This is a genomic window from Bradyrhizobium sp. IC4060 (assembly GCF_020193715.1).
GTDB classification, from domain to species: Bacteria; Pseudomonadota; Alphaproteobacteria; order Rhizobiales; family Xanthobacteraceae; genus Bradyrhizobium; species Bradyrhizobium yuanmingense.
On the sequence record NZ_JADYVJ010000001.1, the window covers coordinates 1100739 to 1122440 of the forward strand.

A 21702-nucleotide genomic window follows, 5' to 3' on the forward strand; every position below is an offset into this window, starting at 1 on the left:
GCGATCGTGCAACTTAGTCCATGACGGGGCGATCTTTCGTTTCCTCGGCGGTCAATCGCCGCGGCTTCATTCGCCTCGCGACTGCGTCGGTCGCGGGATGGATCGCGCTCGGCGCAACCGACAATCGCATGCGGATCGTCGCCTCACTCACCGCATTGCCGCTCGACGACGAGCTGACCAGACGCGGCATGATCGACAGCGCAAGCTCTCGCCTGGGCAACCTCGTCGCCGGCTTGCGGCAGCGCGGCTGGGTCGAAGGCGTCAACTTCCGCCTCGAGCTCCGTTCCACCTTCGGCGCGCCGGACAGGTTGAAGATGGCCGTCCAGGAATTGCTCGACCTCCAACCGGACGTGATCCTGACGGGGTCGACGATCGAGACCGCCGCCGTCCTTGCCGCCACCAAGGCCATCCCGGTCGTGTTTGCGACCGCGAACGATCCGGTCGGCAACGGCTTCGTCGAAAGCCTCGCGCATCCCCGCGGCAACGCCACCGGCTTCACCAACAGCAGCGCCGAGATGGGCGGCAAGTGGCTCCAGCTGATCCGCGAGGCCGTGCCCGACGTCGCGCGGGTCGGCATCCTGTTCAACCCCGCGACCACCCCGCGCGGCGGACGCTTCTTCCTCGAATCGATCGAGCAGGAGGCTGCCGCATCCGGCGTCTCCGTGATCCCCGCGCCCGTCAACGCGCCCGCGGAGATCGACGACGCCGTCAAGCGCTTTTCCGAACTGCCCAAGGCGGCGATGGTGGCGCTGGTCGACAGCTTCCTCGTGGTCAACCGCAAGGCGGTGGTCGCGGCCGCCGCCAAATACCGCGTGCCCACGATCTATCCGTTCCATTACTTCATCGATGCCGGCGGGCTGATGAGCTACGGCCCAACGCTCGAGGTGCGCTCGGCCGATTACGTCGACCTGATCCTGCGCGGCACCAAGCCCGGCGACCTTCCAGTGCAATCGCCGCGCAAATACGAGCTGTTGATCAACCGCACGGTCGCCCGCTCGTTCGGCTTGACGATCCCGTTCACGCTGCTCGCGCGCGCCGACGAGATCCGCGAGTGAACGATCCCGGCGACCAGGAACCTTCGCGCACGCCTTCCGGCCGGCTGTTCAGGAAATATCTCTACTCGATCGTCGCCCTCGCCTTCGCCGCGCTCGCCATCAACACCAGCTTCGACGTCTGGTTCTCCTATCGCGAGCAGAAGCAGCTGCTGGCGGCGACCCAGCGCGAACAGGCCGCCTCCGCAGCGATTCAGATCGGCCAGTTCATCGGCCAGATCGAGAACCAGATCAGGTGGCTCGCGCGCCTGCCGCCGGAGCTGTCGACCCACGAGGACGAGCGGCTGAACGCCATCCGCCTCCTGCGCCTCTCGCCTGCGATCGCGGAGATCGCCCAGCTCAATTCGGAAGGCCGCGAGCAGCTGCGCGTATCGCGCCGGATCGCCGACAAGGTCGGCAGCAACGCCGATCTCTCCGCTTCAGCCGCCTTCCGCGGTGCCAATGACAGCCGGGCCTATTACGGTCCCGTCTATTTCTTCGGCGACACCGAGCCCTTCATGACGCTCGCCACGCGCGGCACCGGGCGCGCTCCCGATGTGATCGTCGCCGAGGTCAATCTGCGCTTCATCTGGGACCTCGTCACGGGAATCAGGGTCGGCAACACCGGCAAGGCCTATGTCGTCGACCGCATGGGCGTGTTGATCGCGCATCCCGATTTATGGCGGGCGCTCCAGCGCAGCGATCTCTCCGGCCATGCCGACGTCCGCGCCGCGCTCGACGGCATCGGGCCGCCTTCGGGCGGCCTCGTCAAGGAGGATCTCTCCGGCCAGCGCGTGCTGTCGACCTATGCGACCGTGCCCTCGCTCGGCTGGCTGGTGTTCGTCGAGCTGCCGCTTACCGAAGCCTACGCGCCGATCTATGCCTCGATCGGCCGCTCGACCTTCCTGCTCGTGATCCTGCTCGCCTGCGCGGTGCTGGTCTCGCTCATTCTCAGCCGGCGCATGACCGTGCCGATCCAGCTGCTGACCCAAGGAGCCAGGCGGATCGGCAGCGGCGACCTCAACTCGCGGCTCGCGATCAAGACCGGCGACGAGCTGGAGGCGCTCGGCGAGCAGTTCAACCGCATGGCGGCGCATTTGCGCGAATCCTACGCCACGCTCGAGCGCAAGGTGATCGAGCGCACCTCCGAGCTGGAGAAGGCCCGCGACCACGCGCTCGCCGAGCACGACGCCGCCGAGCGCGCGCGCCGCGCGGCGGTCGCGGCCAATGAGACCAAGTCGCGCTTCCTCGCCGTCGTCAGCCATGAGTTGCGCACGCCGCTCAACGGCGTCATGGGCGTGCTGCAACTCTTGGACGACGGCAGCCTCAGCGAGGCCCAGCGCCGCCATCTTGCCACCGCGGCGGCGTCGGGCGAAACGCTGATCGCGCTGGTCGATGCGGTGCTGGAATATGCGCGTCTCGAGGCCAGCACGGAAATGCTGGAGACGCGCGACTTCCGTCTCGACCAGTTGATCGAAGCCGCCGGCGACCTGATGCGTCCGCAAGCCCTCGACAAGGGCCTGAGCTTCGATCTCGCCTGCGATGACACGGTCGACACCGCCGCGCATGGCGATCCCGTCAGGCTCAACCGCATCCTGCTCAACCTGATCGGCAACGCGATCAAGTTCACCCCGAGCGGCGGCATCGGCGTGAGCGCGGCAACCGAGCGGCGCGGCGATCACCTCCTGCTGTGCATCATCGTGCGCGACACCGGCATCGGCATCGCGCCCGGGCTGCACGAGCGGATTTTCGAGGATTTCGTCCAGGCCGACGACAGCATCGCGCGTCGCTTCGGCGGCACCGGCCTCGGCCTTGCGATCGCGCGCCGTCTCACCCGCCTGATGCGCGGCGAGCTCAAGGTCGAGAGCGCGCCCGGCGCGGGCAGCACGTTCACGCTCGAAGTGCCGCTCGGGCTTGCCGGAAGCAGCGTGGCGCAAGGCGCGCTTGCGCCGCCGTCGCGGCAGCTCCGCGTGCTTCTGGTCGACGATGACCCCGTCAATTGCGAGGTCGGCGCAGCGATCCTGCACCGGCTCGGCCACCACACGACGATCGCCAGGAACGGCGCCGCAGCCGTCGAGCTCGCCCGCGATCAGGCCTTCGACGTCATCCTGATGGATCTGCACATGCCCGACATGGACGGCGTGGAGGCGGCCTTCCGGATCGGCGAGCTCGGACTTGCCAAGATGCCGCGCCTCATCGCCGTGACCGCCGACGTCTCCGGCCGCGCCCGCGATCGGCTTGCCGGCGCCGGCATCGCCAAGGTCGTCAGCAAGCCGATCCTGGTCAACGCGCTGCGCGAGGCGATCGAGGATGATCTGGTGGCCGAGCCGGCAGCCGCGCAACGCCCGGCGACCGAACTGATCGATCGGCCTTTCCTCGACGACCAGCGGGAGCTGCTGGGCGCCGCGCAAATCGACAAGCTCCACCATCTGCTCCAGCAGACGGGAGAACGATTGATCCACGACATCGCCGACGCCGCGGCGGCGGGCGATCACAAGCACCTCGCACGATCCGCGCATCAACTTGGCAGCGCGGCAAGTGCGCTCGGCCTCGTCCGCCTGTTCGAGCGCAGCCGCGACGTCGAGCTGGCGGCACCCGCGATGTCACCTGCCGAACTCGACAGTGCCGCACGCGAACTCGCCGAGATTCGACAGGCGTCGATGCAAGCGCTGAATGATCTGCTTGAACCTGCCGGACAGCAATCTGTCAGCTAGATTTGCGCAGGTCGGAGCTCCCAAGCGTTCTCTCCTGCGGCACCAGCGGCTGGCCAAGCGGAAAGATCAATCCCACGACTCCAGCCGGTTCTTCAGCAGGTCGCCCGGCCGGCGCTGTGTTTCCGGCCGGGGCAGCGCGCCCCCCAAGAGATCAACCACCTTCGTGCGGGACCTGTTAGCATTCGCTATCACGAGCCCGAAGTTTTAACGACCAGCTTTATGTTGAGCAGGTTGACACCCTTGAATGGGTTCGGCGCGCTTTCGATGGTTCCCGTACCCGTTGCATTCGCGTAGGCACCAGTGCCCGACAGAATCGTGTATTCGCCCGTCGATTTGCCGTCTTTGGCCGATCCGGTGTAGCGCGCCGTAATCGAGCCTTCCTCGAACGTGTAAGTGCTATAGCCGAAGAAGGGGCCAGACCCTTTGAGCTGGTCCGAACTATTGATGAACTCTTTCACGCCGATACGGCCATCGCTGAAGACGGCCACTCCGAAGAATTTCCCGGACACGACCGTCTGTCCTTCAACGTTTGCGGCCTCTATGACCTTGAGGTCGAGCGGCTTGGTGACGAGCTTGAACTCGAGCACCCGCTCACCGGCTACGGCGGTTGACGCCGCGACGGCCAATGCCACACCAGAAAGGAAAAAGGTGAGAGACTTCCGCATAGCTTCCTCCTGCGCTTGTTGAAACCAAGTCGAGAAGTGCGGGCGACTCATCGAGCCAGGCTCTTCGCGGTGGCACGGAAGAGAGCCCTCGGCAACGCCCGACAGCGGCTGAACTCTCTCTGTCCTGAGGCGAAGTCGGGACGCGAATATGAGTCTCAAGCCACGGGAAGAAAGTTCAAGTCTCCGTTGCGATATAATCTTATCCAGCCACTGCGCGGGACTCTCAGCAGAGGCACAATCATCATGGCCTCTGCTGGTTGCCGGACTTCATCTTATCATTCGCGCAAGAGTAACTCCGAGGAATCACTGTCAACAACGCTGACAATGGGAGAACCCATGCCACTCACAATTTCAGCGGCAGAGTCCCTAGACTGGCGCTGCGAGCCGTTGCCCCGGCAGATTCGTGGCTTCACGACCCAGCCTCCGCACGTCTGCGCCCGCCAACTTCCTCATCCTCCCGCCCGAACCGCTCCACCAGAAAATCGATGAACAGCCGCACCTTCACCGACAGATGCCGCGTCGGCGGATAGACCGCATAGAGCGCTAGCGGCGGCGCGGAATAATCATCCAGCACTGTCCGCAACTCGCCTTTCCGCAACGCATCGGCCGCAATGAACTCCGGCAGCAGCGCGAGCCCCCTGCCCTTGACTGCGACGTCGCGCAGCACCTCGGCATTGTTGACGCAGAGCGACCATGCCGGCTGGATCCAGTGATCGCCGTCGCGGCCGGTGAGCTTCCATTGATTGCCCGTCAGCAGGAAGCCGTAGGTCAGCGAAGCATGCTCGCGCAAATCCTGCGGATGTTTTGGCGTGCCGTGCCGGGCGAGATAATCCGGCGACGCACAGATCATGCGCGCCACCGGCATGATCTTGCGCGCGATCAGGCTGGACGATTCCAGCTCCGCAATCCGCAAGGTCACGTCAAAGCCGTCCTGCACGGGATCGAGCAGATCGTCGCTGAGCACGATCTGGAGCTGCAGCTCCGGGAAGCGCGCCATGAAATCGGCGAGCACGGGCCCGAGGCGCATCGTGCCGAACGACATCGGCGCGTTGACGCGGAGCAGTCCCCGCGGCGCCGATTGCGCCTGCGTCACCGCCTGGTCCGCCGCCTCGATCTCCGAGAGGATCACGACCGCGCGCTCGAAATAGCGCTGGCCGTTCTCGGTCGGGCTGGCGTGCCTTGTGGTGCGGTTCAGAAGCTGGACCCCGAGGCTCTCCTCGAGGTCGGCGATGTATTTGCTGATCGCCGAGCGCGACAGCCGCAGCTGCCGGCCGGCCTCGGCAAAGCTGCCGCTTTCCACCACCTTCACGAAGGCCCGGAGGCTGCCGAGCTTATCCAAGGGATCGCCCCGTCAACTGTTTCCAAATCGTAGACATAGCCGTCATATTTGCATGGATTGTCTCCAATCCAAAGCGGAACGATATTTCCGGCCAGAGCAAGACCGCTCCCCGAATCTGGAGGACGACAATGTCTGGACTGCACCATGTCACCGCGATCGCCGGCGATCCCATCCGCAATTTCGTCTTCTACACGCGGGATCTCGGCCTGCGCTTCGTCAAGAAGACGGTCAATTTCGACGATCCCGGCACCTACCACTTCTATTACGGCGACGAGACCGGCCGCCCCGGCACCATCCTGACCTTCTTTCCGTGGGCCGGCGTCTCGGCCGGCCGCCGCGGCGTCGGCGAGACCCATCAGACCGCCTTCCGCGTTCCGCAGCGCTCGCTCGGCTACTGGACGCAGCGCTTCATCGAGAAGGGCATTCGGTACGAGGCGCTGGAGAAGCGCTTCGGCGAGTCCGTCCTGCCGTTCACCGATCCTGATGGCATGGCGCTCGCGCTGGTCGGCATTCCCGGTGCCGAAAACGAGCCGGGCTGGAGCAATGGCGACGTGCCGGCCGAGCATGCGATCCGCGGCTTCCACGGCGTCACCCTGCTGCTCGACAGCGCGGCGAAGACGGCGGCCATCCTCACCGACGTTTTCGGCTTCAAGGAGACCGGACGCGAGGGCTCGGTGATCCGTTTCAAGGCGCCAGGCGATGTCGAAGGCAGCGTCGTCGACGTCTACGAGGCGAAGGGCTTTCTGCGCGGGCATCAGGGCGGCGGGTCGGTGCACCACATCGCCTTCCGCGCGGCTGACGATGCCGAGCAGGGCCAGATGGCCGCGAAGCTCGTGAGCAATCACGGCCTGCACCCGACCGAGCAGCGCGACCGCAACTACTTCCGCTCGATCTACTTCCGCGAGCCCGGCGGCGTGCTGTTCGAGATCGCGACCGACATCCCCGGCTTCGCGGTCGACGAGCCCGTGGCGAGCCTCGGGCGCGAGCTGAAGCTGCCTGCTTTCCTCGAACCGCACCGCAAGCAGATCGAGGGCGTTCTGCCGAATCTGGAAGAGACCGCGTCATGACGGAGACTGCATTCATCCATCGTTTCGAGCCCGCAGGCGACGCGGGCTCTCCACCTCTGCTGCTGCTGCACGGCACCGGCGGCGACGAGAACGACCTGCTCGGCCTCGGCCAGATGATCTCGCCCGGCTCTGCCCTGCTTTCGCCGCGCGGCCGCGTGCTCGAGCACGGCATGCCGCGCTTCTTCCGCCGTCTCGCCGAAGGCGTGTTCGACGAGGAGGACGTGCGCCGTCGCGCGCACGAGCTGGGCGAGTTCGTCACAGAGGCGCGGCAACGCTACGGCCTCGCCGCGCCGATCGCAGTCGGATTCTCCAACGGCGCCAACATCGCGGCCGCGCTGTTGCTGCTGCAGCCGGACGTGCTGGCCGGCGCGATCCTGCTGCGCGCGATGGTGCCGTTGTCGGATCCGCCCAAGGCTGCGCTCGGCGGCAAGCCGGTGCTGCTGCTCTCCGGGCAGGCTGATCCAATCGTGCCGGCGAGCAATTCGGCACGGCTCGCCGCACTGCTGTCGCAGGCAGGTGCGAGCGTCACCCACAAGGTGCTGCCGGCAGGCCATCAATTGTCGCAAGCTGACGTGACGCTCGCCCGCGACTGGATCAGCAAGGCGGACGCCAAGGCCGCATGATCGAGCAGCGGCGCATCGTTTGAACGATGCGCCGCTGCCATCACTCGAACCAGCCGCGCCGCTTGAACCAGATCAGCGGCAACAGGCCGCTGGCGATGATTGCGAGCCAGGCCAGCGGATAGCCGAAGCTCCAGTCCAATTCGGGCATGTGCTTGAAGTTCATGCCCCAGACGCCGACCATGATGGTTGGCGGCACGCCGACGACTGAGACGATCGTCAGGATCTTGAACAGCTCGTTCTGCTGGATGTTGATGAAGCCGAGCACGGCATCGAGCAGCAGCTGGATCTTGTCCGACAATCGCGTCTCGTAATCGCTGAGCGAGACGACGTCCTTGGACACGGCTTCCAGACGCTTCTTCGAGGATGCCGTGATCCACTCGCTGCCGACGTCGCCGGCAAACGCGGCAACGCGGCCCACCCCGAGCAGGACATCGCGCGCCTTGGCGAGCCGGTCGGCCAGCTCGCCGACAGTCTCCAGGGCCTCCCGCATCCTGCGGCTGGAGCGCACCGGGCGCTGGGTGCGCACCAGCCCGCCCCTAAAGACACCCCGCGAAAGCTGATCGACCTTGCCGCCGAGATGCTCCAGGACATCGGCGCCGCGATCGATCATGGCCTCGAGCAGGCTGACGAACACGCACATGCCGTTCTCCAGGCTGTCATCGGAGCCGATGCGCTTGCCGATGTCGTCGAAGATCGGCAGCTCTGCAAAGCGCACCGTCACCAGCACATGCGGGCCGATGACGAAGCCCACCGGCGTGATCTCGGCCTCGTCGGCCTCGGTGACCCGGACCGCGGGCGAACTGAGATAGAGCGTGCCGTGGTCGAAGATCAGGCGGCTCGACGCCTCGATCTCGCTGAGCGAGTCTTCCGAGGGAATGCGGATGCCGAGCAGCCGCTCGACGAACTGCTTTTCCTCGTCGGTACCGTTTAGAAGATCGGCCCAGATGACCTCCGTGGGCATTTCCGCGCCGATGCCGTGCCAGTCGTCGGACGGCCACCTGTAAAGTCTGAGCAAGAACCGAACTCCGTGGCCGCATCGTCATGCCGGATGGCGCCGCCGACTAACGCATGAGAGTTCCAGACGTTCAAGACCCCCTCCAAGTGACAGCGGCATTCCAGGGGACATCGAGATACCGACCGGAACACGGTCGAGCGGTGCACGTTGACGGACGCGCGGGTGATCCATGGATACGCGTAGTGCATCCCGACATGACGACATTCCTGGGTGTTGAGGCCTGCGACCTGACCGCCCCACCGCCGGCGGCTGACGCGATCCTGTTCGGCGCGTCGGATGCCACCCCGTACCTCGCAGGTCAGACCAGCCATGCCGCAAGAGCGCCCGACGTCATCCGTCGCGCGCTGCGTCACTATGAGAGCGATCTCACCCGCTGGGATTTCGATCAGGACGCCGAGCTGCTCGATCCGAGCAAAATGAGGGTCTTGGACGGTGGAAACGTCCCGACCGACCCAATGACGCCGGAGAGCAACCGTGATGCCATCAGAGCAGCCACGCAGGCCGTCCTTTCGGTCGGCGCCGTTCCGATTCTCCTGGGCGGTGATGATTCCGTCCCCATTCCTTTCTTCGAGGCGTTCCAGGACTGCAAGGGACTGACAGTCGTGCAGATCGACGCCCACCTTGATTGGCGGGATCAGCGAAACGGATCGGGCTATACCTTCTCCAGCACGATGCGGCGCGCCAGCGAATTGCCCTGGGTCAAGCGCATCGTGCAGGTCGGCTTGCGCGGCATCGGCGGCTCCGGTCGCGCCGAATTCGACGATGCAAAGGCGTGGGGCGCGAAGATCTTCACGGCAAGACATGTCCAGCATCACGGGATCGCAAGCGTGCTCGACGCGATCGAGGATGACGGCGAGTGCCTGATGACCATCGATTGCGACGGTCTTGATCCATCGGTCATCCCCGGCGTGCTCGTCCCACAGCCGGGCGGACTGTCTTATTTCGACGTTATCGACCTCATACGGGGTGTCGCGGCAAAGTCCAGAATAGTGGGCCTGGACATCGTCGAATTCGTTCCCGAGCGCGATGTGCAGAATCTTGGAGCGATTGCGGTCGCGCGGATCATCTGCAATGCGCTGGGTTGCATTGGTCGGCGGAACGTATAGCTGCTACCGCATATGAATCGTGGCGGCGACCGGTGCGCACGCCTCGTCCTTCGAGGCGGCGCTAACGCGCCTCCTCAGGATGAGGCTCATCAGCATCAGTGCCCGTTGAAACTGCCGCCACGCATTCGATCCTCATCCTGAGGAGCCCGCCCAAAGCGGGCGTCTCGAAGGATGGCCGCAGCGAAAGCCCTCAAATGCGATAACCCAGTAGGGCGACCGAAAAGGTGAGAACATGCTAGTGCCGGACATCATACGACGAGCCATCGAAATTGGCGAACGGAGCGGCAAGATCACATTCGATCAGTTGAATCAGATTTGTGAAGGCCGTGTACTGAGCCCCGAAGACATCGACCGCATTCTGAGCGCTGTGAGCGAGGCTGGAATTCGGATTGAAGAAGACTGACGCTTTGGCTCCTGGCGCAACAACAGAGGTCTCAAGTCCACCATCCGTCACCGGGATAGGCAACGTTATCCGCGGAAGAGATTTCCATCCCGACGCCCCTTCGAAGACGGCTGGCGTAGAATGCGAGAGGCGTTCCCTCATTGTGCCGGCACCAGCGCACCTCGCCGATGAAGAGCGTGTGGTCCGCGATTTCGATCGATTGGACCACCTCGCAGGCGAACTGCGCGATCGCCTGCGGGAGCACGAAAAATCCTTGGCGAGCGACGAGCGGCGGAGCGTCGCGCAGCAAGGGCCTTCCGGCAAAGTGCGCGCAGATCGCGGCGTCTTCCGCATGCAGGACATTGACCGAATAGACGCCGGACCTGGCCACAGCCTGCCACGTCCGCCCGTGCATGAGAGAGACAAGCACCGTCGGCGGGTTTGCCGAAACGGTCGTGAAGCTGTTGGCGGTCATGCCGAGCGGCGCGCCATCCTCATCGACGGTCGCGACGACGGTAATGCCCGTCGCGAACCGCGATGCGGCTGCCCGAAAACCGGCCGGTTCGGCAACGTGACCCATTACGCGCCTTCGATCTTGAAATGGCAGAGTGTCGCCCCCTTGGGCGAATAGTTTGGCACGTCGGCTGCGACCTTCCGGCCGATCTCCGAACCGAGCGCCGCGTCCATCGCAGCCGCATCGGGGAAGAAGGCCTGGAAGATGCAGAAAGGCGCCTCCCCCGGTCCGAGTCGTTGGGGGAAAGCGTAATGATGACGCACCAGACCAGGGAGCGTCGCGGCCAGGGGGACGTGCTTGTCTACGTAATAGGCCCTGCAGGCCGATGGATCGTCGGGCGTCGGGTAGAGAACTGTCAGGCAGTGCATTGGTGTTCCTTTGAGACATGGTTCAGCATCCGCCCAGGAGCGGAACTGAGTCCGTACGGCGGTTCGTCGTCAGGCGGCGATCCTGCCGCTTCTATCGATCCAGGCGTGGATGCGTTTGTCGCTCGCCAGACGATCCCACTGGCGCTCCGGATAATTGAAGTTCTCGGTGAACTCGTCGCAAAGCTCCCGGTCCTGCGACATGGCGAAGATCAGCCGGCCCATGGCTTCCGATGGCGGCTGCAGCATCATGTTGGTCCAGCGGGCAGCGGCAAGCACGCGGTTCTCGCGCGCACGGTCGACGTCCTCGACGAAGCGCGCATCGAATGCCACCGCATCGACGATCGCCTTGCCGAGCTCGAAGGCCGCATATGAGGCCATGTTGGCGCCCTGGCCCATCAAGGGATCGACGACGGAGTGAACGTCGCCCAAGGCAATGGCGAGCTGTCGCCGTCGAAAGCCACCCAGGACTGCCGCACCGTTGGCACCACCGCGCCTTGCAGCAGGTCGAGAGGCTGGGCCAGCCCGAAGCGGTGCGTGTCGATCCGGTTGTAGGTGTGCGGATGATGCTTTTCCAGCTTATCCAGAAGGGTCTGGCGGAATGCTGCCGGGTTGGCATCGTAGCTGAGCGAGACCAGGTCGGCCATGTCGCCGCCTGGAATGTTTTCCATCAACAGCGCCGTTTTCATCCCGCCGAAGCTCAGCGTGGGAATGACGATCATCTCGCCATGGCCGGGCGAGACGGACAGGGTGACACCGCGTGGATCGTCACCATCGGGGCTGCCGTGATCGACGCCATCGTACAGGCCGACGCAAAGCAGGCGCTGCGGCCGCGTGTACGGAGAGAGTTCGGGCCGGTGAGCGAACATGCGCCCGAGGGCGCCCTTGCCGGTGGAGACGACGAGAAGGTCGAAGCGCGAGACCAGCGCGGGGATGTCGTCATCCTGAATGCTGGCATACTCGATCAGGCCGCCACGATCCTCGAAGTCCTTCATCAGAGCCGGCAGGTAGATCCGATAATCCACCGCGCGGCTCGGCCGCTGAAATGCACCGCGGAACAGCAGCCCGCCATCCGGGAAATTGAAGAAATGATCGTGGTGGTGATAGATCACTCGGGGATCGTCCCAGTGGTTCACGCCGAGCTCGTTCTCGCGCGCGATGGTGACGCTGTGATGCGCGACGGTGTTCATCAGCCGTGTCGCCGCATACTGCTCCGGGGCGCGATCCGTCAGCACGGTTGCCATGATGCCCTGCTTCTGCAGGTAGAGTGCCAGATGCAGGCCGCCGATGCCGGCCCCGAGAATGCCGATCGATTTGCTCATTCGTGTCCTCCCCTGAACGCAGGAAGGCTAGACCGGACCAGCCATGCCGTATATGGAATGGTCAGAATAATATAAATTCCGGCGAGGAATGAATGGACCGGATCGAGGCGCTGCAGACCTTCATCCGGGTGATGGAGGCAGGGAGTTTCACCCAGGCCGCCGACGACCTCGGTTTGGGGCAACCGGCGATCAGCAAGCGCATCGCGCTGCTGGAAGCCGAGTTTCGCTGCCGACTGTTCGTGCGCACCACGCGCAAGCTGCGGCCGACCCCGGAAGCCGACCGCGTGTTGAAATACGCCAAGGACATCGTCGCGCTGCTCGAGAGCGCCGGCGCGCCGACGCAAAGCCGGATCGGCAATCCGTCAGGGACGTTGCGCATGACGGTGCCGACCTCGTTCGGCCGCTTCTTCTTCCGTGAGATCTTCGCCGAATATACCCGCCGCTATCCTGATGTCCGGCTGGACGTCAGTTTTACGGAACAGTTCGTCGACCTCATCGAAACCGGGACCGAGCTTGCGATACGGATCGGCAGCCTCAATTCGAGCTCGCTGATGGCGCGGCGGGTGGGCACCATTAAACGCCTGCTGGTGGCGGCGCCCGCGCTGCTTGCGCGTCATCAGGTACCCTCGTTGCCGGATCATCTGCGCCGCATGCCCTGCGTCACCTACTCACGCCTGTCGCAGAAGAACCAGTGGACGTTCGAATCCGAAACCGGCCGTTACGTCGTCGACATCGCGCCGGCGATGACCTGCGACGATGCGGACGTGATGACGCTGGCTGCATTGGAGGGGATAGGCGTCGCCGTGCTGCCGAACTGGTGCACCGCCGAGCACATCGCGGCCGGCCGTCTCGTCCATGTGCTGCCCGACTTCGTCGTGCCGCCGCTGCCCATGCACATCGTCTATCCCGACCCGCAATGGATGTCACACCGGGCGCGACTGTTCCGCGATCTGATCATCGAGCGTGCGGACGTCTTTGCGCTCGCTGATCGCTTTCGAAACGCCGATCTCGCCCCTTCGGCAACCACGGAAACTGGCTCGTTCCGTTGAGTGTTCGGCGTCTGGAAAGGGGCCACAAGCAGCAGTCGAGGTACGCACGGCTCCGCCGCCGCTCTGAGAGCCAACATTGATGGCCTCAGCATTGTTCGGCTCAGGGGCCAGAAGCGGACAAACGTCGCTTCCAATTGTTTGCCGCAGAGTGGTGTTTCCTTAATTTCCTTTGTGACAAAATCCGAGGATCGCAGGGATATTGCCTTGAACGAATGCGACTTTCACTAACGGCCCGCGCTGACAATCTCGCCAAGCGTCGTAGCAAGATTCCTGAATGGATCGCTGCTGCATCGTCCGGCGACGTGGACGCTCAGTTGGCCCTCGCCTGGGAGTATGCCCGAGGCGATGCCGTTGCCCCCGATCTCGTGACAGCATGGAACTGGTTTGATCGTGCCGCCTCATCTGGTCAGGAGAACGGTGTCTTACATCGAGCCCGCTTCCTTCAGCTTCGCGGTGTCCCGGAGGGGGTACGAGAACTTCGCAAGCTCGCCGTCAAGGGTAATTGGAACGCACAGTTTTGGCTCGCGACGCACTATCAGTCCCAAGACGGGCGCTTGAACCAGTTGAGAGCCGCCGTGTGGTACGACCGATCCTACAAAAACGGCTGCCTCGGCGGTAAGCTCGCCAAGCTGGCGCAACTGAGAAGAACCGCGCATCAACCCTTCAGAACTGTACTTGCCGTCAGGCTCGTCATTGAAGCGTTTTCGTTCTTCCTGCAAATTTTTCGTCAAGAGCAGAAGATCGAACTCCACGAGGTGCTTCTGTATCGCTTAAAGAGCAGACCTCGTGAGAGCAGCTAATCGGCGGTTGAAGTCGCTTCGGGTCAAAAGCTTGCGCTAATCGCGAGGTTTCTTGAATATGAAATCAAATGTTGAAGTAGGACCCTGCTGCCTCTTCCAGTCCGCAAGCCTCTCCTCTTGCTCGTGCAACTCACGATACAGCTCAGACATCCGGGCAAATATCGACCGGATAGTTTCATCATTCGCGGCCTTCGAAATCTGAGCACATCGCTCGGCCGTGTCGAGATTCTCGCTCATGAATGCTGTCTCTACGCTACAACTAGGCCCTTACCTTGGCCTTCCGGCCAGACGTCTCGGATGCCTCAAGGCATGCTTGTACTCAAAACGGGAAATGAACGGCCAAGCATTGTAATCTCCAGCCGCAAGAAAGCCGGAGGCACGATCGTGAGAAATCGTATTGTGCCAACTCAACCACATCGGGCGGGCACGTCGCATCGGGTGGAGGCCGGGCAATGAAATCTTCGGCCAACGGTACTCAAAGTCGCCGTCGAGAAACAATATCCAGCGCAGCACTTCGCGTTTCCAGACCGGATCGAGGCTGTGACGTCGGACCAAGCGATGCTCCTTCATATCGCTGTAGAGGAGCCACGACATGTCTGTAATCGCCCAGATCGCTGGGTCCCCGTCGTTCACCGGCATAGTTCGTTCAAACTGATCGTTGGTAATCGAGCCGGCAATCAGGTGTCTAAGGTTTCCTGAAAGCTGGTCGCGTGCTACGCGATCTATCATCCTGCTGCTCCGATCCGGCCGGTGGATCATTCACCCGGCAAACCTTCCGTTGAGTTAGCAGCTTTGCTCGCAGTTGAGAGAAATCTAGCGAGGTCCGCTTCGGGTCAAAAGCCGCCGATTTGCCCAGCAGCCGGGGCGCTTCCGGTTTACCCCGCTTCCGGACAACTCGTCGCTACGCCCTAATGGAAGCGATGGGCCAACAGCGGAAGTCGCGCTCATTCGATCACCTCGTTGCGCAGATAAGTCCTTGGCTCAGATTTAATTTCGGCAGCCCGGGGCAATGTGCCGCACGCCGGTTGATGGAAACGCGGTTCGGGGATGAGAAAAAAGGAGCTTCCGATTTCGGCGTAGCGGAGTTGATACCGCACGGGATCACCACACTGGCGCCTGACCTTCCGCCGCCACTGTGGGGCCAAGTCGCTCGGGCGGGGGTCGCATGGTGGTCGGCGCACGAGACGAAAAGTTCCACTCCGGCGGCCTGCCTGTGACTGCGTCCGTATAGGCAAATCGCGGAGCGACGCTCCGACGTCGGCTTTCGGGGAGCACACGCGTCATGGATGAAATCCTGCGTTGGGTGGCGACAGTCGGCACGATCGGCGCCGGGCTGATCCTAGCTGCCCGGGCGCGGCCACTCATTACCGGCTGGGCCTTCGTCGTACTGAGCGGTGCATCGGTGATCTGGATCGTCGTCGGCTATCTAACAGCGGAATATGCGCTGATGGTGCAAAACGTGGTGGTGACACTTATCAACGTGTTCGGCGTCTACCGGTGGCTGATCTGGAAAGGAAATGTATGAAAGCGTTCTGCCTGCGCGCTCTGCCGTCCGAGCGCCAATTGTCGGCACGCAGGTTACTTCCGATTTCCGCGATGAGCCGAGAACAGAGACGCTGCCTGGACCTGCACCTCTGGGCCACATTCGGACATGTGCGTCGTTAGGCTGACGAAGATCCTTCAACAATCTTCCAATACGAGTCCTTGCGGATCACCTCGTCCGCGCGAAAAGTGTAAAAGTCACATCCTCGGACCTCGATCTTTTTTCCTTCACCTGTAGTGCCCGTTAGCGTCCATTTTGAAATGCCCGTGTTTGCCATCGTATCCACAAAATGCTCGGCGTCGCCGTAGTGAACATCCGGTAAGCCTTCAAAGCGCGTCGCGAGCCCGTCTCGTACGTTGCGTTTGCCCTCGAAGCGAGATCCCCAAGGCTTGCTTCCCCTCGGCATCTCCAAGACACAATCGTCAGCAAAGAACTCCATGATGGAATCCAAGTCGTGCGCGTTGAACGCTTCACACAGCGCCGTCAATTTCGATCGAATGTCCATCCTTCCCTCCATCGAGTTCCCGGAAGGGATACAATAACACAAGGGCACACAGGTGAGTTGAAGGGCCGATTAGACGTCTGGTCGATGGCGCCTTCGGGGTCACAAAGCGCCCTCCCCAGGGCAGGACGGCACGTCCGCCATATCGGTGAGAACAGACAACGGATTTGTCAGCGCATGCCACCACCACCAACCGGCACATGCACAGTGCACTCTAAAGCGCCGGCAAGCCGGGTGGCGGCTTGCGCTTGGCGGAGGCCTGCTCATACGCGTAGGCCAGACGCAGCAGCTTGTGTTCGCTCCAGGCGCGGCCTGCGAAGGTAACGCCGAACGGATAATCGGGCGTGTCCTTGCCGTCGACGCCGGCGACGAAGCCGCACGGCACGAGGACACTGGGATAGCCCGCCCTGGCGGCGATTGCGGCGCCTTCGCTGCCCGGGAACAGCACGGCGTCGAGCTTGTGCTGGTTCATGTAGGCATCCATGCCGCGGGTCCTGGCGCTGAGCAGGTCCATGGCGAGTGCCGCCTTGTACTCGCGTTCGCTTAGGTCGCCCCGGGTGAGGTCGGCTGCGAGGAAGTTGTCCTGGCCGAAGCGGAGCGCCTTGCCCGCATTGGCCTCGTTGAAGGTCACGATGTCGGTCATGGTCTTGATGGTGGTGTTGGTCGCCCAATCCCTCAGGTAGAGGTTGAGATCTCGTTTCAGCTCGTAGATGAAGACGATCCGCTGCGGGACCGCATTGCCCCTGTTGGCGCTCAGCGGATTGCGGTTGAGCACGGCCATGATCGTACCCGGTCCGCTCATCCAGCCGGCTGTCGGAATGCTGGCGCGCACGATCACGGCGCCGAGATCCTCCAGCACCTTGATCGCTTCCCCTACCACCTTCGCTCCTTTGAGGGGCAGCTTGCGGAAGAAGGGATCATTCAGCGGATCGGCGGGATCGCTCGGCACGCCGATGCGCGCACCTTTCATCGCATCGCGCGTCAGACCGGCGGTGTAATCGGCCGGCCGCCGCTGCTTTTGCGTCGCCGGATCGAGCGGGTCCTTGGCCGCGAGCACATTGAGCAGCAGCGCCGCGTCGCGCACGGTCCGCGTCATCGGCCCCGCGGTGTCCTGACTATGCGAGATCGGCACGATGCCGGCACGGCTGATGAGCCCGACCGTCGGCTTCACGGTGACGAGGCCATTCTGGCTGGCGGGAAAGAGCAGCGAGCCCGAGGTCTCCGTGCCGATCGAGGCCGCACACAAGCCCGCCGCCACCGCGACCGCCGAACCCGCGCTCGAGCCGCCCGGGGACACGACGGGGATGCCGTGATCGTCGGCCAGCGCCGGCGCATAGGGATTCTTGACCTGACCGCCCAGCGACGAATAGCCGGAAGGCATGTCGACCGCGAGCATGTTGGAGAACTCGGTCAGATTCGCCTTGCCGAGGATCACCGCGCCGGCCTCGCGCAGCAGCTTGACGAGCGTTGCATCGTCCCGGGCGCGGGCGCCTTCCAGCGCCAGCGAGCCCGCCGTGGTCGGCTGAGCGTCGCCGGTCGCGATGTTGTCCTTCACAAGGATCGGGATGCCGGCCAGCGGCCGCTTGGCCGACGGCTTGACGCCGTCGAGCCTGCCCGCGATCGTGAGCGCGTTGGGATTGAGCGCGCGGACCGCGTTGAGCTGCGGTCCATTACGGTCGTAGGCTTCGATGCGCGCGAGAAAGCCTTTGACCAGCGCCGTGGCAGTGACATGCCCATCGGCCAAAGCATGAGCGATATCGCTCATCGACGCATGATCGAGCCTTGCATGATCAAGCTTTGGGGAGATCGGCGCCTCGGCGCTGACGGCCGCCGCGGCAATGCCGGCATTGCGGCGGGATGATTTCTGCACGGCTGCCTCGACCGACGGCGCGCGTCTCCACCACGAGACTCGAGCATGCCATCATGCCAGTGTTTTGCCCGACGGGTCAACTTTCGGGCGCATCGCGTCGATCACACAGGCGCAACGTGCAAGCCATTGAAATGACTGACCCCGGCTACTGTGCATGGGGTTGTTTTTCAGGTTTTGTTTGGAGCTGCCCTCTCCAACGCGTGGAGAGGGCACAGCAATGGACGCCGCCTATTCCCAATACCAAGCGGAGAAGTCGTTCTCGAACTGCGGGACTTCCTTCCAGACGCCCTTCAGCTTCTTGTTGATGACGGTGGGCCATTGCGGCTGGAACAGGTAAGCCGAGACTGCATCGGTCGCCAGCATGCGCTGGGCATCGCCAAGCAGCTTGGCGCGGCCGGCTTCGTCCGGCGTCGAGACGATCTGCTTGTAGAGCGCGTTGAACTTCTCGTTGTTGTAACCGAGGTAGTAGTCCGGCTCCGTGATCTTGACGAGGTCGAACGGCTCGACATGGCTGACGATGGTGAGATCGAAATTGTGCGGGCCATTGCCGGCGAACACCTGCGACAGCCATTGCGCCCATTCGACGTTCTCGATCTTGGCGATGATGCCGACCTTGGCGAGCTGGGCGGCGACGATCTCGCCGCCTTGCCGCGCATAGGGTGGCGGCGGCAGCTTCAATGACAGTTCGAGCGGCGTGGTGACGCCGGCTTCAGTCAGCAGCTTCTTGGCCTTCTCGGGATCGTACGGGTTGATGCCGGTGGTGTCGACATAGCCGAGCGATCCCGGCGTGTAGAAGCTGCCGATCGGCGTGCCGTAACCCTCGACCGCGCCGTCGATCAAGGCCTTGCGGTCGATCGCGGCGAGGATGGCGCGGCGAACGCGGACGTCGTCGAGCGGCTTCTTGCGATGGTTGATGGCCACGATGGTCTTGGCCCTGGAGCCGCCGATCAGCACCGTGAAGCGCGGATCAGACTTGAACTGAGCAACCACGCGGGTCGCGATGCGCGGGAATGCGTCGACGTCGTTCGAGAGCAACGCCGCGGCCTGCGCCGCCGGATCGGAGATGAAGCGGATCGTCACCTTCGACAGCTTGATCGCAGAGGCGTTGCGGTAGTCGGCCCATTTGTTCAGCGTGATCGAAGAGCCCTTGGCCCAGGCGCCAAGCTGGTACGGTCCGGTGCCGACCGGCTGCGTGACATTGGTGCCAGCGCTCTTCGGCTCGACGATCGAGCCGCCCGCCTGGCCGAGCAGGAACGGCAGGTTCGGCTCGGAATATTTCACCGTGATCACGACGGTGTCGGCGTCGGGCGTCTCGACCTTCTCGAAGGCCTGGTACAGGCTCTTGTCCTTGTTGGTGCTGGTGGGCGCCGCGTTGCGCTCGAACGAGAACTTCACCGCCGCGGAATCGAACGCTTCGCCATTGTGAAATTTGACGCCCTTGCGCAGTTTGAACGTATAGGTCTTCAGATCGGGCGAAGCGGTCCAGCTCTCGGCGAGCAGCGGTGAGGTGGAGCCGTCCTCGTTGATCTTGGTCAGCGTCTCATAGATATTGTAGAGCGTGACCTCGGCGATCGCGGCCGCGGCGGCGTTGGTGGGGTCGAGCCCCGGCGGCTCAAGCGTCATCCCCATGACGACGCTGTCCTTCTTGCTCTGCGCCAGCACCGGCAAAGGCGCCGCGACGAGCGCAGCGGCAAAGGCGACGATCGATAATTTCCTGAACATGCGCAAACTCCCCGGCCAATCCTGTTTCCAGCTTAACGCCAATCCTGCCCCGGACACTAACCTTCCATGGCCGCCTGCGGCAACGCCATCACGGCCTCGGCCTTGTGGCAGGCGGCAAGGTGCCCCTCGCCCACCTTGCGTAACGCAGGCGGAACCTCGCGGCAATGCTGGTCGGCAAGCGGGCAGCGCGATGCATAGGGGCATCCGGCCGTCGCCGCCGATTGCGAGGCGATCGCCTGGGCCCCGCGCCGGCGGCGGCCACCCCCGGCGCGAGCCCGCGGCACCGCCTCCAGCAGCGCCCGCGTATAGGGATGGGCGCAGCGCTCGAACAAATCCTCTGGCCGCCCCTGCTCGACGATGCGGCCGAGATACATCACCGCGACCTCGTCGCAGAGATAGTCGACCACGGCGAGGTCATGGCTGATCAGGATGTAGCTCAGGCCGAACTGCTCCTGGAGGTCCTGCATCAGGTTCAGCACCTGGGCCTGCACGGAGACGTCGAGCGCCGAGACCGGCTCGTCGGCAACGATCAGCTTCGGCTGGGTGATCAGCGCACGCGCAATCGCGATGCGCTGGCGCTGGCCGCCGGAGAATTCGTGCGGATATTTTTCCATGTCCGCATCGCGCAAGCCGACCTGGCGCAGCACCGCGGCGACGCGGTCGCGGAACGTGGTGCGGTCGGCACCTTCCAGCACGGTCAGCGGCTCGGCGACGATCCGCGCGATGGTCTGCCGCGGATCGAGCGATCCATAGGGATCCTGGAACACCATCTGGAAATCGCGCCGGGCGCGGCGCAGCTCGTCGGCCGGCAAGCGGTTGAGATCGCGCCCGAGCAGCGCGACCTGTCCTGCCGTCGGCCGCTCCAGCGCCATCACGACGCGCGCGAAGGTGGACTTGCCGGAGCCGGACTCGCCGACGATGCCGAGGCTCTTGCCGGCCCGGACCTGCACACTGACGCCGTTGAGCGCGCGCACCTGCCCCGGCGGACGGAACAGGCTCTCGCGCGGCAGCGTGTAGCGCTGTTCGAGATCCCTGACGTCGAGAAGCGGCGCGGTGCTCATGCGGTCAGCGCTCCGACGCGTTCGGCCATCGACACGTCCGTTCTTATGCAGCGCGCAAAATGGCCGGGCCCGACGTCCACCATCGGCGGCAGCGCGACGCGGCATTGGTCGATCACGAGCGGGCAGCGATCGGAGAAGGTGCAGCCGGACGGCAGATCGGCGAGCTCCGGCACCGTGCCGGAGATCGTCCTCAGCCGCGTCCCCTTACGCGCGCCGAGCTTGGGCCGGGCACGGAACAGGCCCTGCGTGTAGGGATGGCCCATGCGACGGAACACCTCGTCGGTCGGGCCGCTCTCGACGACGGTGCCGCCATACATCACCATCATGCGCTGGACGTTCTCTGCAATGACGCCGAGATCGTGCGAGATCAGGATCATGGACATGCCGCGCTCCTCGACGAGATCGGCGATGAGGTCGAGGATCTGGCCCTGGATGGTGACGTCGAGCGCGGTGGTCGGCTCGTCCGCGATCAACAGGTCCGGCTCGCACGCGAGCGCCATCGCGATGGTGACGCGCTGGCGCTGGCCGCCGGAGAACTGATGCGGATAGGCATCGACACGACGCGCGGGGTCGGGCAGCCCGACGCGGTCGAGCAAGGCGATTGCTTCCCGACGAGCCTGCGCCGCCGAATAATTCTTGTGACGGCGCAGCGGCTCGGCGACCTGGTTGCCGATCGTATGCATCGGATTGAGCGCTGTCATCGGCTCCTGGAAGATCATGCTGATTCGGTTGCCGCGCAGGCGGCAATAGTCGGAATCCGGAAGTCCGACGAGTTCGTCGCCGTCCAGCTTGACGCTGCCGGTCACGACGGCACTGTCCGGCAGCAACCCCATCAACGACAACGCCGTGACCGACTTGCCGCAGCCGGACTCGCCGACGAGCCCGAGCGTCTCGCCGCGCGTCAGCGCAAAGCTAACACCGCGCACGGCCTGCGCTGGCCCGCGGCTGGTGTTGAGGCGAACGCCGAGATTGTCGACCACGATTAGCGGCATGTTGGAGCACTCGGCCATCG

The 21702-nt window shown here is 63.9% G+C and carries 21 protein-coding genes and 1 pseudogene; 9 read left to right on the plus strand and 13 right to left on the minus strand.

The genetic code is table 11. The annotated features are described in order from the left end of the window. The first annotated feature begins 20 nt into the window (after positions 1-20). Both I6F16_RS05235 and I6F16_RS05240 read left to right on the plus strand, forming a co-directional pair. Entirely contained in the window at positions 21-1055 is a 1035-nt protein-coding gene (locus I6F16_RS05235; RefSeq protein ID WP_036023477.1) for an ABC transporter substrate-binding protein, read from the plus strand. Next, positions 1052-3745: a hybrid sensor histidine kinase/response regulator gene (locus tag I6F16_RS05240; protein WP_225111816.1), complete on the plus strand. Its 2694-nt coding sequence runs from the start codon at positions 1052-1054 to the stop codon at positions 3743-3745. Before I6F16_RS05235 ends, I6F16_RS05240 begins: the two co-directional genes overlap by 4 nt. A 188-nt stretch (positions 3746-3933) precedes the next feature. Here I6F16_RS05240 and I6F16_RS05245 read toward each other — a convergent pair whose 3' ends face one another. Together I6F16_RS05245 and I6F16_RS05250 are read right to left on the minus strand one after the other, a co-directional pair. Then, positions 3934-4410, minus strand: a complete 477-nt coding sequence (locus I6F16_RS05245) for a hypothetical protein (RefSeq protein WP_225111815.1) — start codon at positions 4408-4410, stop codon at positions 3934-3936. Positions 4411-4819: 409 nt separating this feature from the next. Then, on the minus strand, positions 4820-5749 hold the full coding sequence (locus I6F16_RS05250) for a LysR family transcriptional regulator (RefSeq protein WP_225111814.1): 930 nt from the start codon (positions 5747-5749) through the stop codon (positions 4820-4822). Between the two features lie 128 nt (positions 5750-5877). Here I6F16_RS05250 and I6F16_RS05255 point away from each other — a divergent pair, with 128 nt between their 5' ends. Together I6F16_RS05255 and I6F16_RS05260 are read left to right on the plus strand one after the other, a co-directional pair. Continuing rightward, positions 5878-6816 carry a ring-cleaving dioxygenase gene (locus I6F16_RS05255; RefSeq protein WP_225173487.1) on the plus strand — a complete coding sequence of 313 codons (939 nt, stop codon included), beginning with the start codon at positions 5878-5880 and terminating at the stop codon, positions 6814-6816. After that, a complete protein-coding gene (locus I6F16_RS05260) occupies positions 6813-7439 on the plus strand; it encodes an alpha/beta hydrolase (protein ID WP_036005438.1) in 627 nt (208 codons plus the stop codon). Before I6F16_RS05255 ends, I6F16_RS05260 begins: the two co-directional genes overlap by 4 nt. A 40-nt stretch (positions 7440-7479) precedes the next feature. Here the strand turns inward: I6F16_RS05260 and I6F16_RS05265 are convergent, their stop codons facing one another. Then, the gene (locus I6F16_RS05265) at positions 7480-8454 is read right to left on the minus strand and encodes a magnesium transporter CorA family protein (RefSeq protein ID WP_036005440.1); all 975 of its coding nucleotides are present in this window, start codon (positions 8452-8454) and stop codon (positions 7480-7482) included. Positions 8455-8648: 194 nt separating this feature from the next. On the opposite strand from I6F16_RS05265, the gene I6F16_RS05270 reads away from it, so the two are divergent. After that, the gene (locus tag I6F16_RS05270) at positions 8649-9560 is read left to right on the plus strand and encodes an arginase family protein (protein ID WP_225111812.1); all 912 of its coding nucleotides are present in this window, start codon (positions 8649-8651) and stop codon (positions 9558-9560) included. A gap of 232 nt (positions 9561-9792) precedes the next feature. After that, the gene (locus I6F16_RS05275) at positions 9793-9963 is read left to right on the plus strand and encodes an RNA polymerase sigma factor region1.1 domain-containing protein (protein ID WP_036005446.1); all 171 of its coding nucleotides are present in this window, start codon (positions 9793-9795) and stop codon (positions 9961-9963) included. A gap of 31 nt (positions 9964-9994) precedes the next feature. Here the strand turns inward: I6F16_RS05275 and I6F16_RS05280 are convergent, their stop codons facing one another. From I6F16_RS05280 to styA, 3 genes and pseudogenes are all read right to left on the minus strand, one after another. After that, a complete protein-coding gene (locus tag I6F16_RS05280; protein ID WP_225111811.1) occupies positions 9995-10522 on the minus strand; it encodes a flavin reductase family protein in 528 nt (175 codons plus the stop codon). Then, entirely contained in the window at positions 10522-10824 is a 303-nt protein-coding gene (locus I6F16_RS05285; RefSeq protein WP_225111810.1) for an EthD family reductase, read from the minus strand. The genes I6F16_RS05280 and I6F16_RS05285 overlap by 1 nt, the downstream gene beginning before the upstream one ends. 69 nt (positions 10825-10893) lie before the next feature. Beyond that, positions 10894-12143, minus strand: a pseudogene (gene styA / locus I6F16_RS05295) (styrene monooxygenase subunit StyA). A gap of 92 nt (positions 12144-12235) precedes the next feature. Here styA and I6F16_RS05300 point away from each other — a divergent pair. After that, a complete protein-coding gene (locus I6F16_RS05300; RefSeq protein ID WP_225173488.1) occupies positions 12236-13192 on the plus strand; it encodes a LysR family transcriptional regulator in 957 nt (318 codons plus the stop codon). Positions 13193-13404: 212 nt separating this feature from the next. Next, positions 13405-13992: a hypothetical protein gene (locus I6F16_RS05305; protein WP_225111806.1), complete on the plus strand. Its 588-nt coding sequence runs from the start codon at positions 13405-13407 to the stop codon at positions 13990-13992. A 36-nt stretch (positions 13993-14028) separates the two neighbouring features. On the opposite strand, the gene I6F16_RS05310 is transcribed toward I6F16_RS05305, so the two are convergent. Next, the gene (locus tag I6F16_RS05310) at positions 14029-14229 is read right to left on the minus strand and encodes a hypothetical protein (protein WP_225172452.1); all 201 of its coding nucleotides are present in this window, start codon (positions 14227-14229) and stop codon (positions 14029-14031) included. 30 nt (positions 14230-14259) lie between these two features. Then, complete coding sequence (locus I6F16_RS05315) at positions 14260-14721, minus strand: hypothetical protein (protein WP_225111805.1); 462 nt, start codon at positions 14719-14721, stop codon at positions 14260-14262. Positions 14722-15274: 553 nt separating this feature from the next. On the opposite strand from I6F16_RS05315, the gene I6F16_RS05320 reads away from it, so the two are divergent. After that, on the plus strand, positions 15275-15517 hold the full coding sequence (locus I6F16_RS05320) for a hypothetical protein (protein WP_051056887.1): 243 nt from the start codon (positions 15275-15277) through the stop codon (positions 15515-15517). Between the two features lie 136 nt (positions 15518-15653). Here I6F16_RS05320 and I6F16_RS05325 read toward each other — a convergent pair whose 3' ends face one another. From I6F16_RS05325 to I6F16_RS05345, 5 genes are all read right to left on the minus strand, one after another. Next, positions 15654-16040, minus strand: a complete 387-nt coding sequence (locus I6F16_RS05325) for a nuclear transport factor 2 family protein (protein ID WP_036023492.1) — start codon at positions 16038-16040, stop codon at positions 15654-15656. Positions 16041-16251: 211 nt separating this feature from the next. Next, positions 16252-17907: an amidase family protein gene (locus I6F16_RS05330; protein WP_225111804.1), complete on the minus strand. Its 1656-nt coding sequence runs from the start codon at positions 17905-17907 to the stop codon at positions 16252-16254. Between the two features lie 228 nt (positions 17908-18135). Beyond that, positions 18136-19629, minus strand: a complete 1494-nt coding sequence (locus tag I6F16_RS05335) for an ABC transporter substrate-binding protein (RefSeq protein ID WP_225111803.1) — start codon at positions 19627-19629, stop codon at positions 18136-18138. A 56-nt stretch (positions 19630-19685) separates the two neighbouring features. Beyond that, positions 19686-20690: an oligopeptide/dipeptide ABC transporter ATP-binding protein gene (locus I6F16_RS05340; RefSeq protein WP_225111802.1), complete on the minus strand. Its 1005-nt coding sequence runs from the start codon at positions 20688-20690 to the stop codon at positions 19686-19688. Then, a complete protein-coding gene (locus tag I6F16_RS05345) occupies positions 20687-21700 on the minus strand; it encodes an ABC transporter ATP-binding protein (protein WP_225111801.1) in 1014 nt (337 codons plus the stop codon). The genes I6F16_RS05340 and I6F16_RS05345 overlap by 4 nt, the downstream gene beginning before the upstream one ends. Positions 21701-21702 lie beyond the last annotated feature (2 nt).

Coding starts and splice junctions, on each gene's coding strand:
- I6F16_RS05235 (WP_036023477.1), top strand. CDS start 21: ATGACGGGGCGATCTTTCGTTTCCTCGGCGGTCAATCGCCGCGGCTTC.
- I6F16_RS05315 (WP_225111805.1), bottom strand. CDS start 14,721: ATGATAGATCGCGTAGCACGCGACCAGCTTTCAGGAAACCTTAGACAC.
- I6F16_RS05280 (WP_225111811.1), bottom strand. CDS start 10,522: ATGGGTCACGTTGCCGAACCGGCCGGTTTTCGGGCAGCCGCATCGCGG.
- I6F16_RS05325 (WP_036023492.1), bottom strand. CDS start 16,040: ATGGACATTCGATCGAAATTGACGGCGCTGTGTGAAGCGTTCAACGCG.
- I6F16_RS05255 (WP_225173487.1), top strand. CDS start 5,878: ATGTCTGGACTGCACCATGTCACCGCGATCGCCGGCGATCCCATCCGC.
- I6F16_RS05335 (WP_225111803.1), bottom strand. CDS start 19,629: ATGTTCAGGAAATTATCGATCGTCGCCTTTGCCGCTGCGCTCGTCGCG.
- I6F16_RS05310 (WP_225172452.1), bottom strand. CDS start 14,229: ATGAGCGAGAATCTCGACACGGCCGAGCGATGTGCTCAGATTTCGAAG.
- I6F16_RS05340 (WP_225111802.1), bottom strand. CDS start 20,690: ATGAGCACCGCGCCGCTTCTCGACGTCAGGGATCTCGAACAGCGCTAC.
- I6F16_RS05320 (WP_051056887.1), top strand. CDS start 15,275: ATGGATGAAATCCTGCGTTGGGTGGCGACAGTCGGCACGATCGGCGCC.
- I6F16_RS05275 (WP_036005446.1), top strand. CDS start 9,793: ATGCTAGTGCCGGACATCATACGACGAGCCATCGAAATTGGCGAACGG.
- I6F16_RS05285 (WP_225111810.1), bottom strand. CDS start 10,824: ATGCACTGCCTGACAGTTCTCTACCCGACGCCCGACGATCCATCGGCC.
- I6F16_RS05300 (WP_225173488.1), top strand. CDS start 12,236: ATGGACCGGATCGAGGCGCTGCAGACCTTCATCCGGGTGATGGAGGCA.
- I6F16_RS05245 (WP_225111815.1), bottom strand. CDS start 4,410: ATGCGGAAGTCTCTCACCTTTTTCCTTTCTGGTGTGGCATTGGCCGTC.
- I6F16_RS05345 (WP_225111801.1), bottom strand. CDS start 21,700: ATGGCCGAGTGCTCCAACATGCCGCTAATCGTGGTCGACAATCTCGGC.
- I6F16_RS05260 (WP_036005438.1), top strand. CDS start 6,813: ATGACGGAGACTGCATTCATCCATCGTTTCGAGCCCGCAGGCGACGCG.
- I6F16_RS05270 (WP_225111812.1), top strand. CDS start 8,649: ATGACGACATTCCTGGGTGTTGAGGCCTGCGACCTGACCGCCCCACCG.
- I6F16_RS05305 (WP_225111806.1), top strand. CDS start 13,405: ATGCGACTTTCACTAACGGCCCGCGCTGACAATCTCGCCAAGCGTCGT.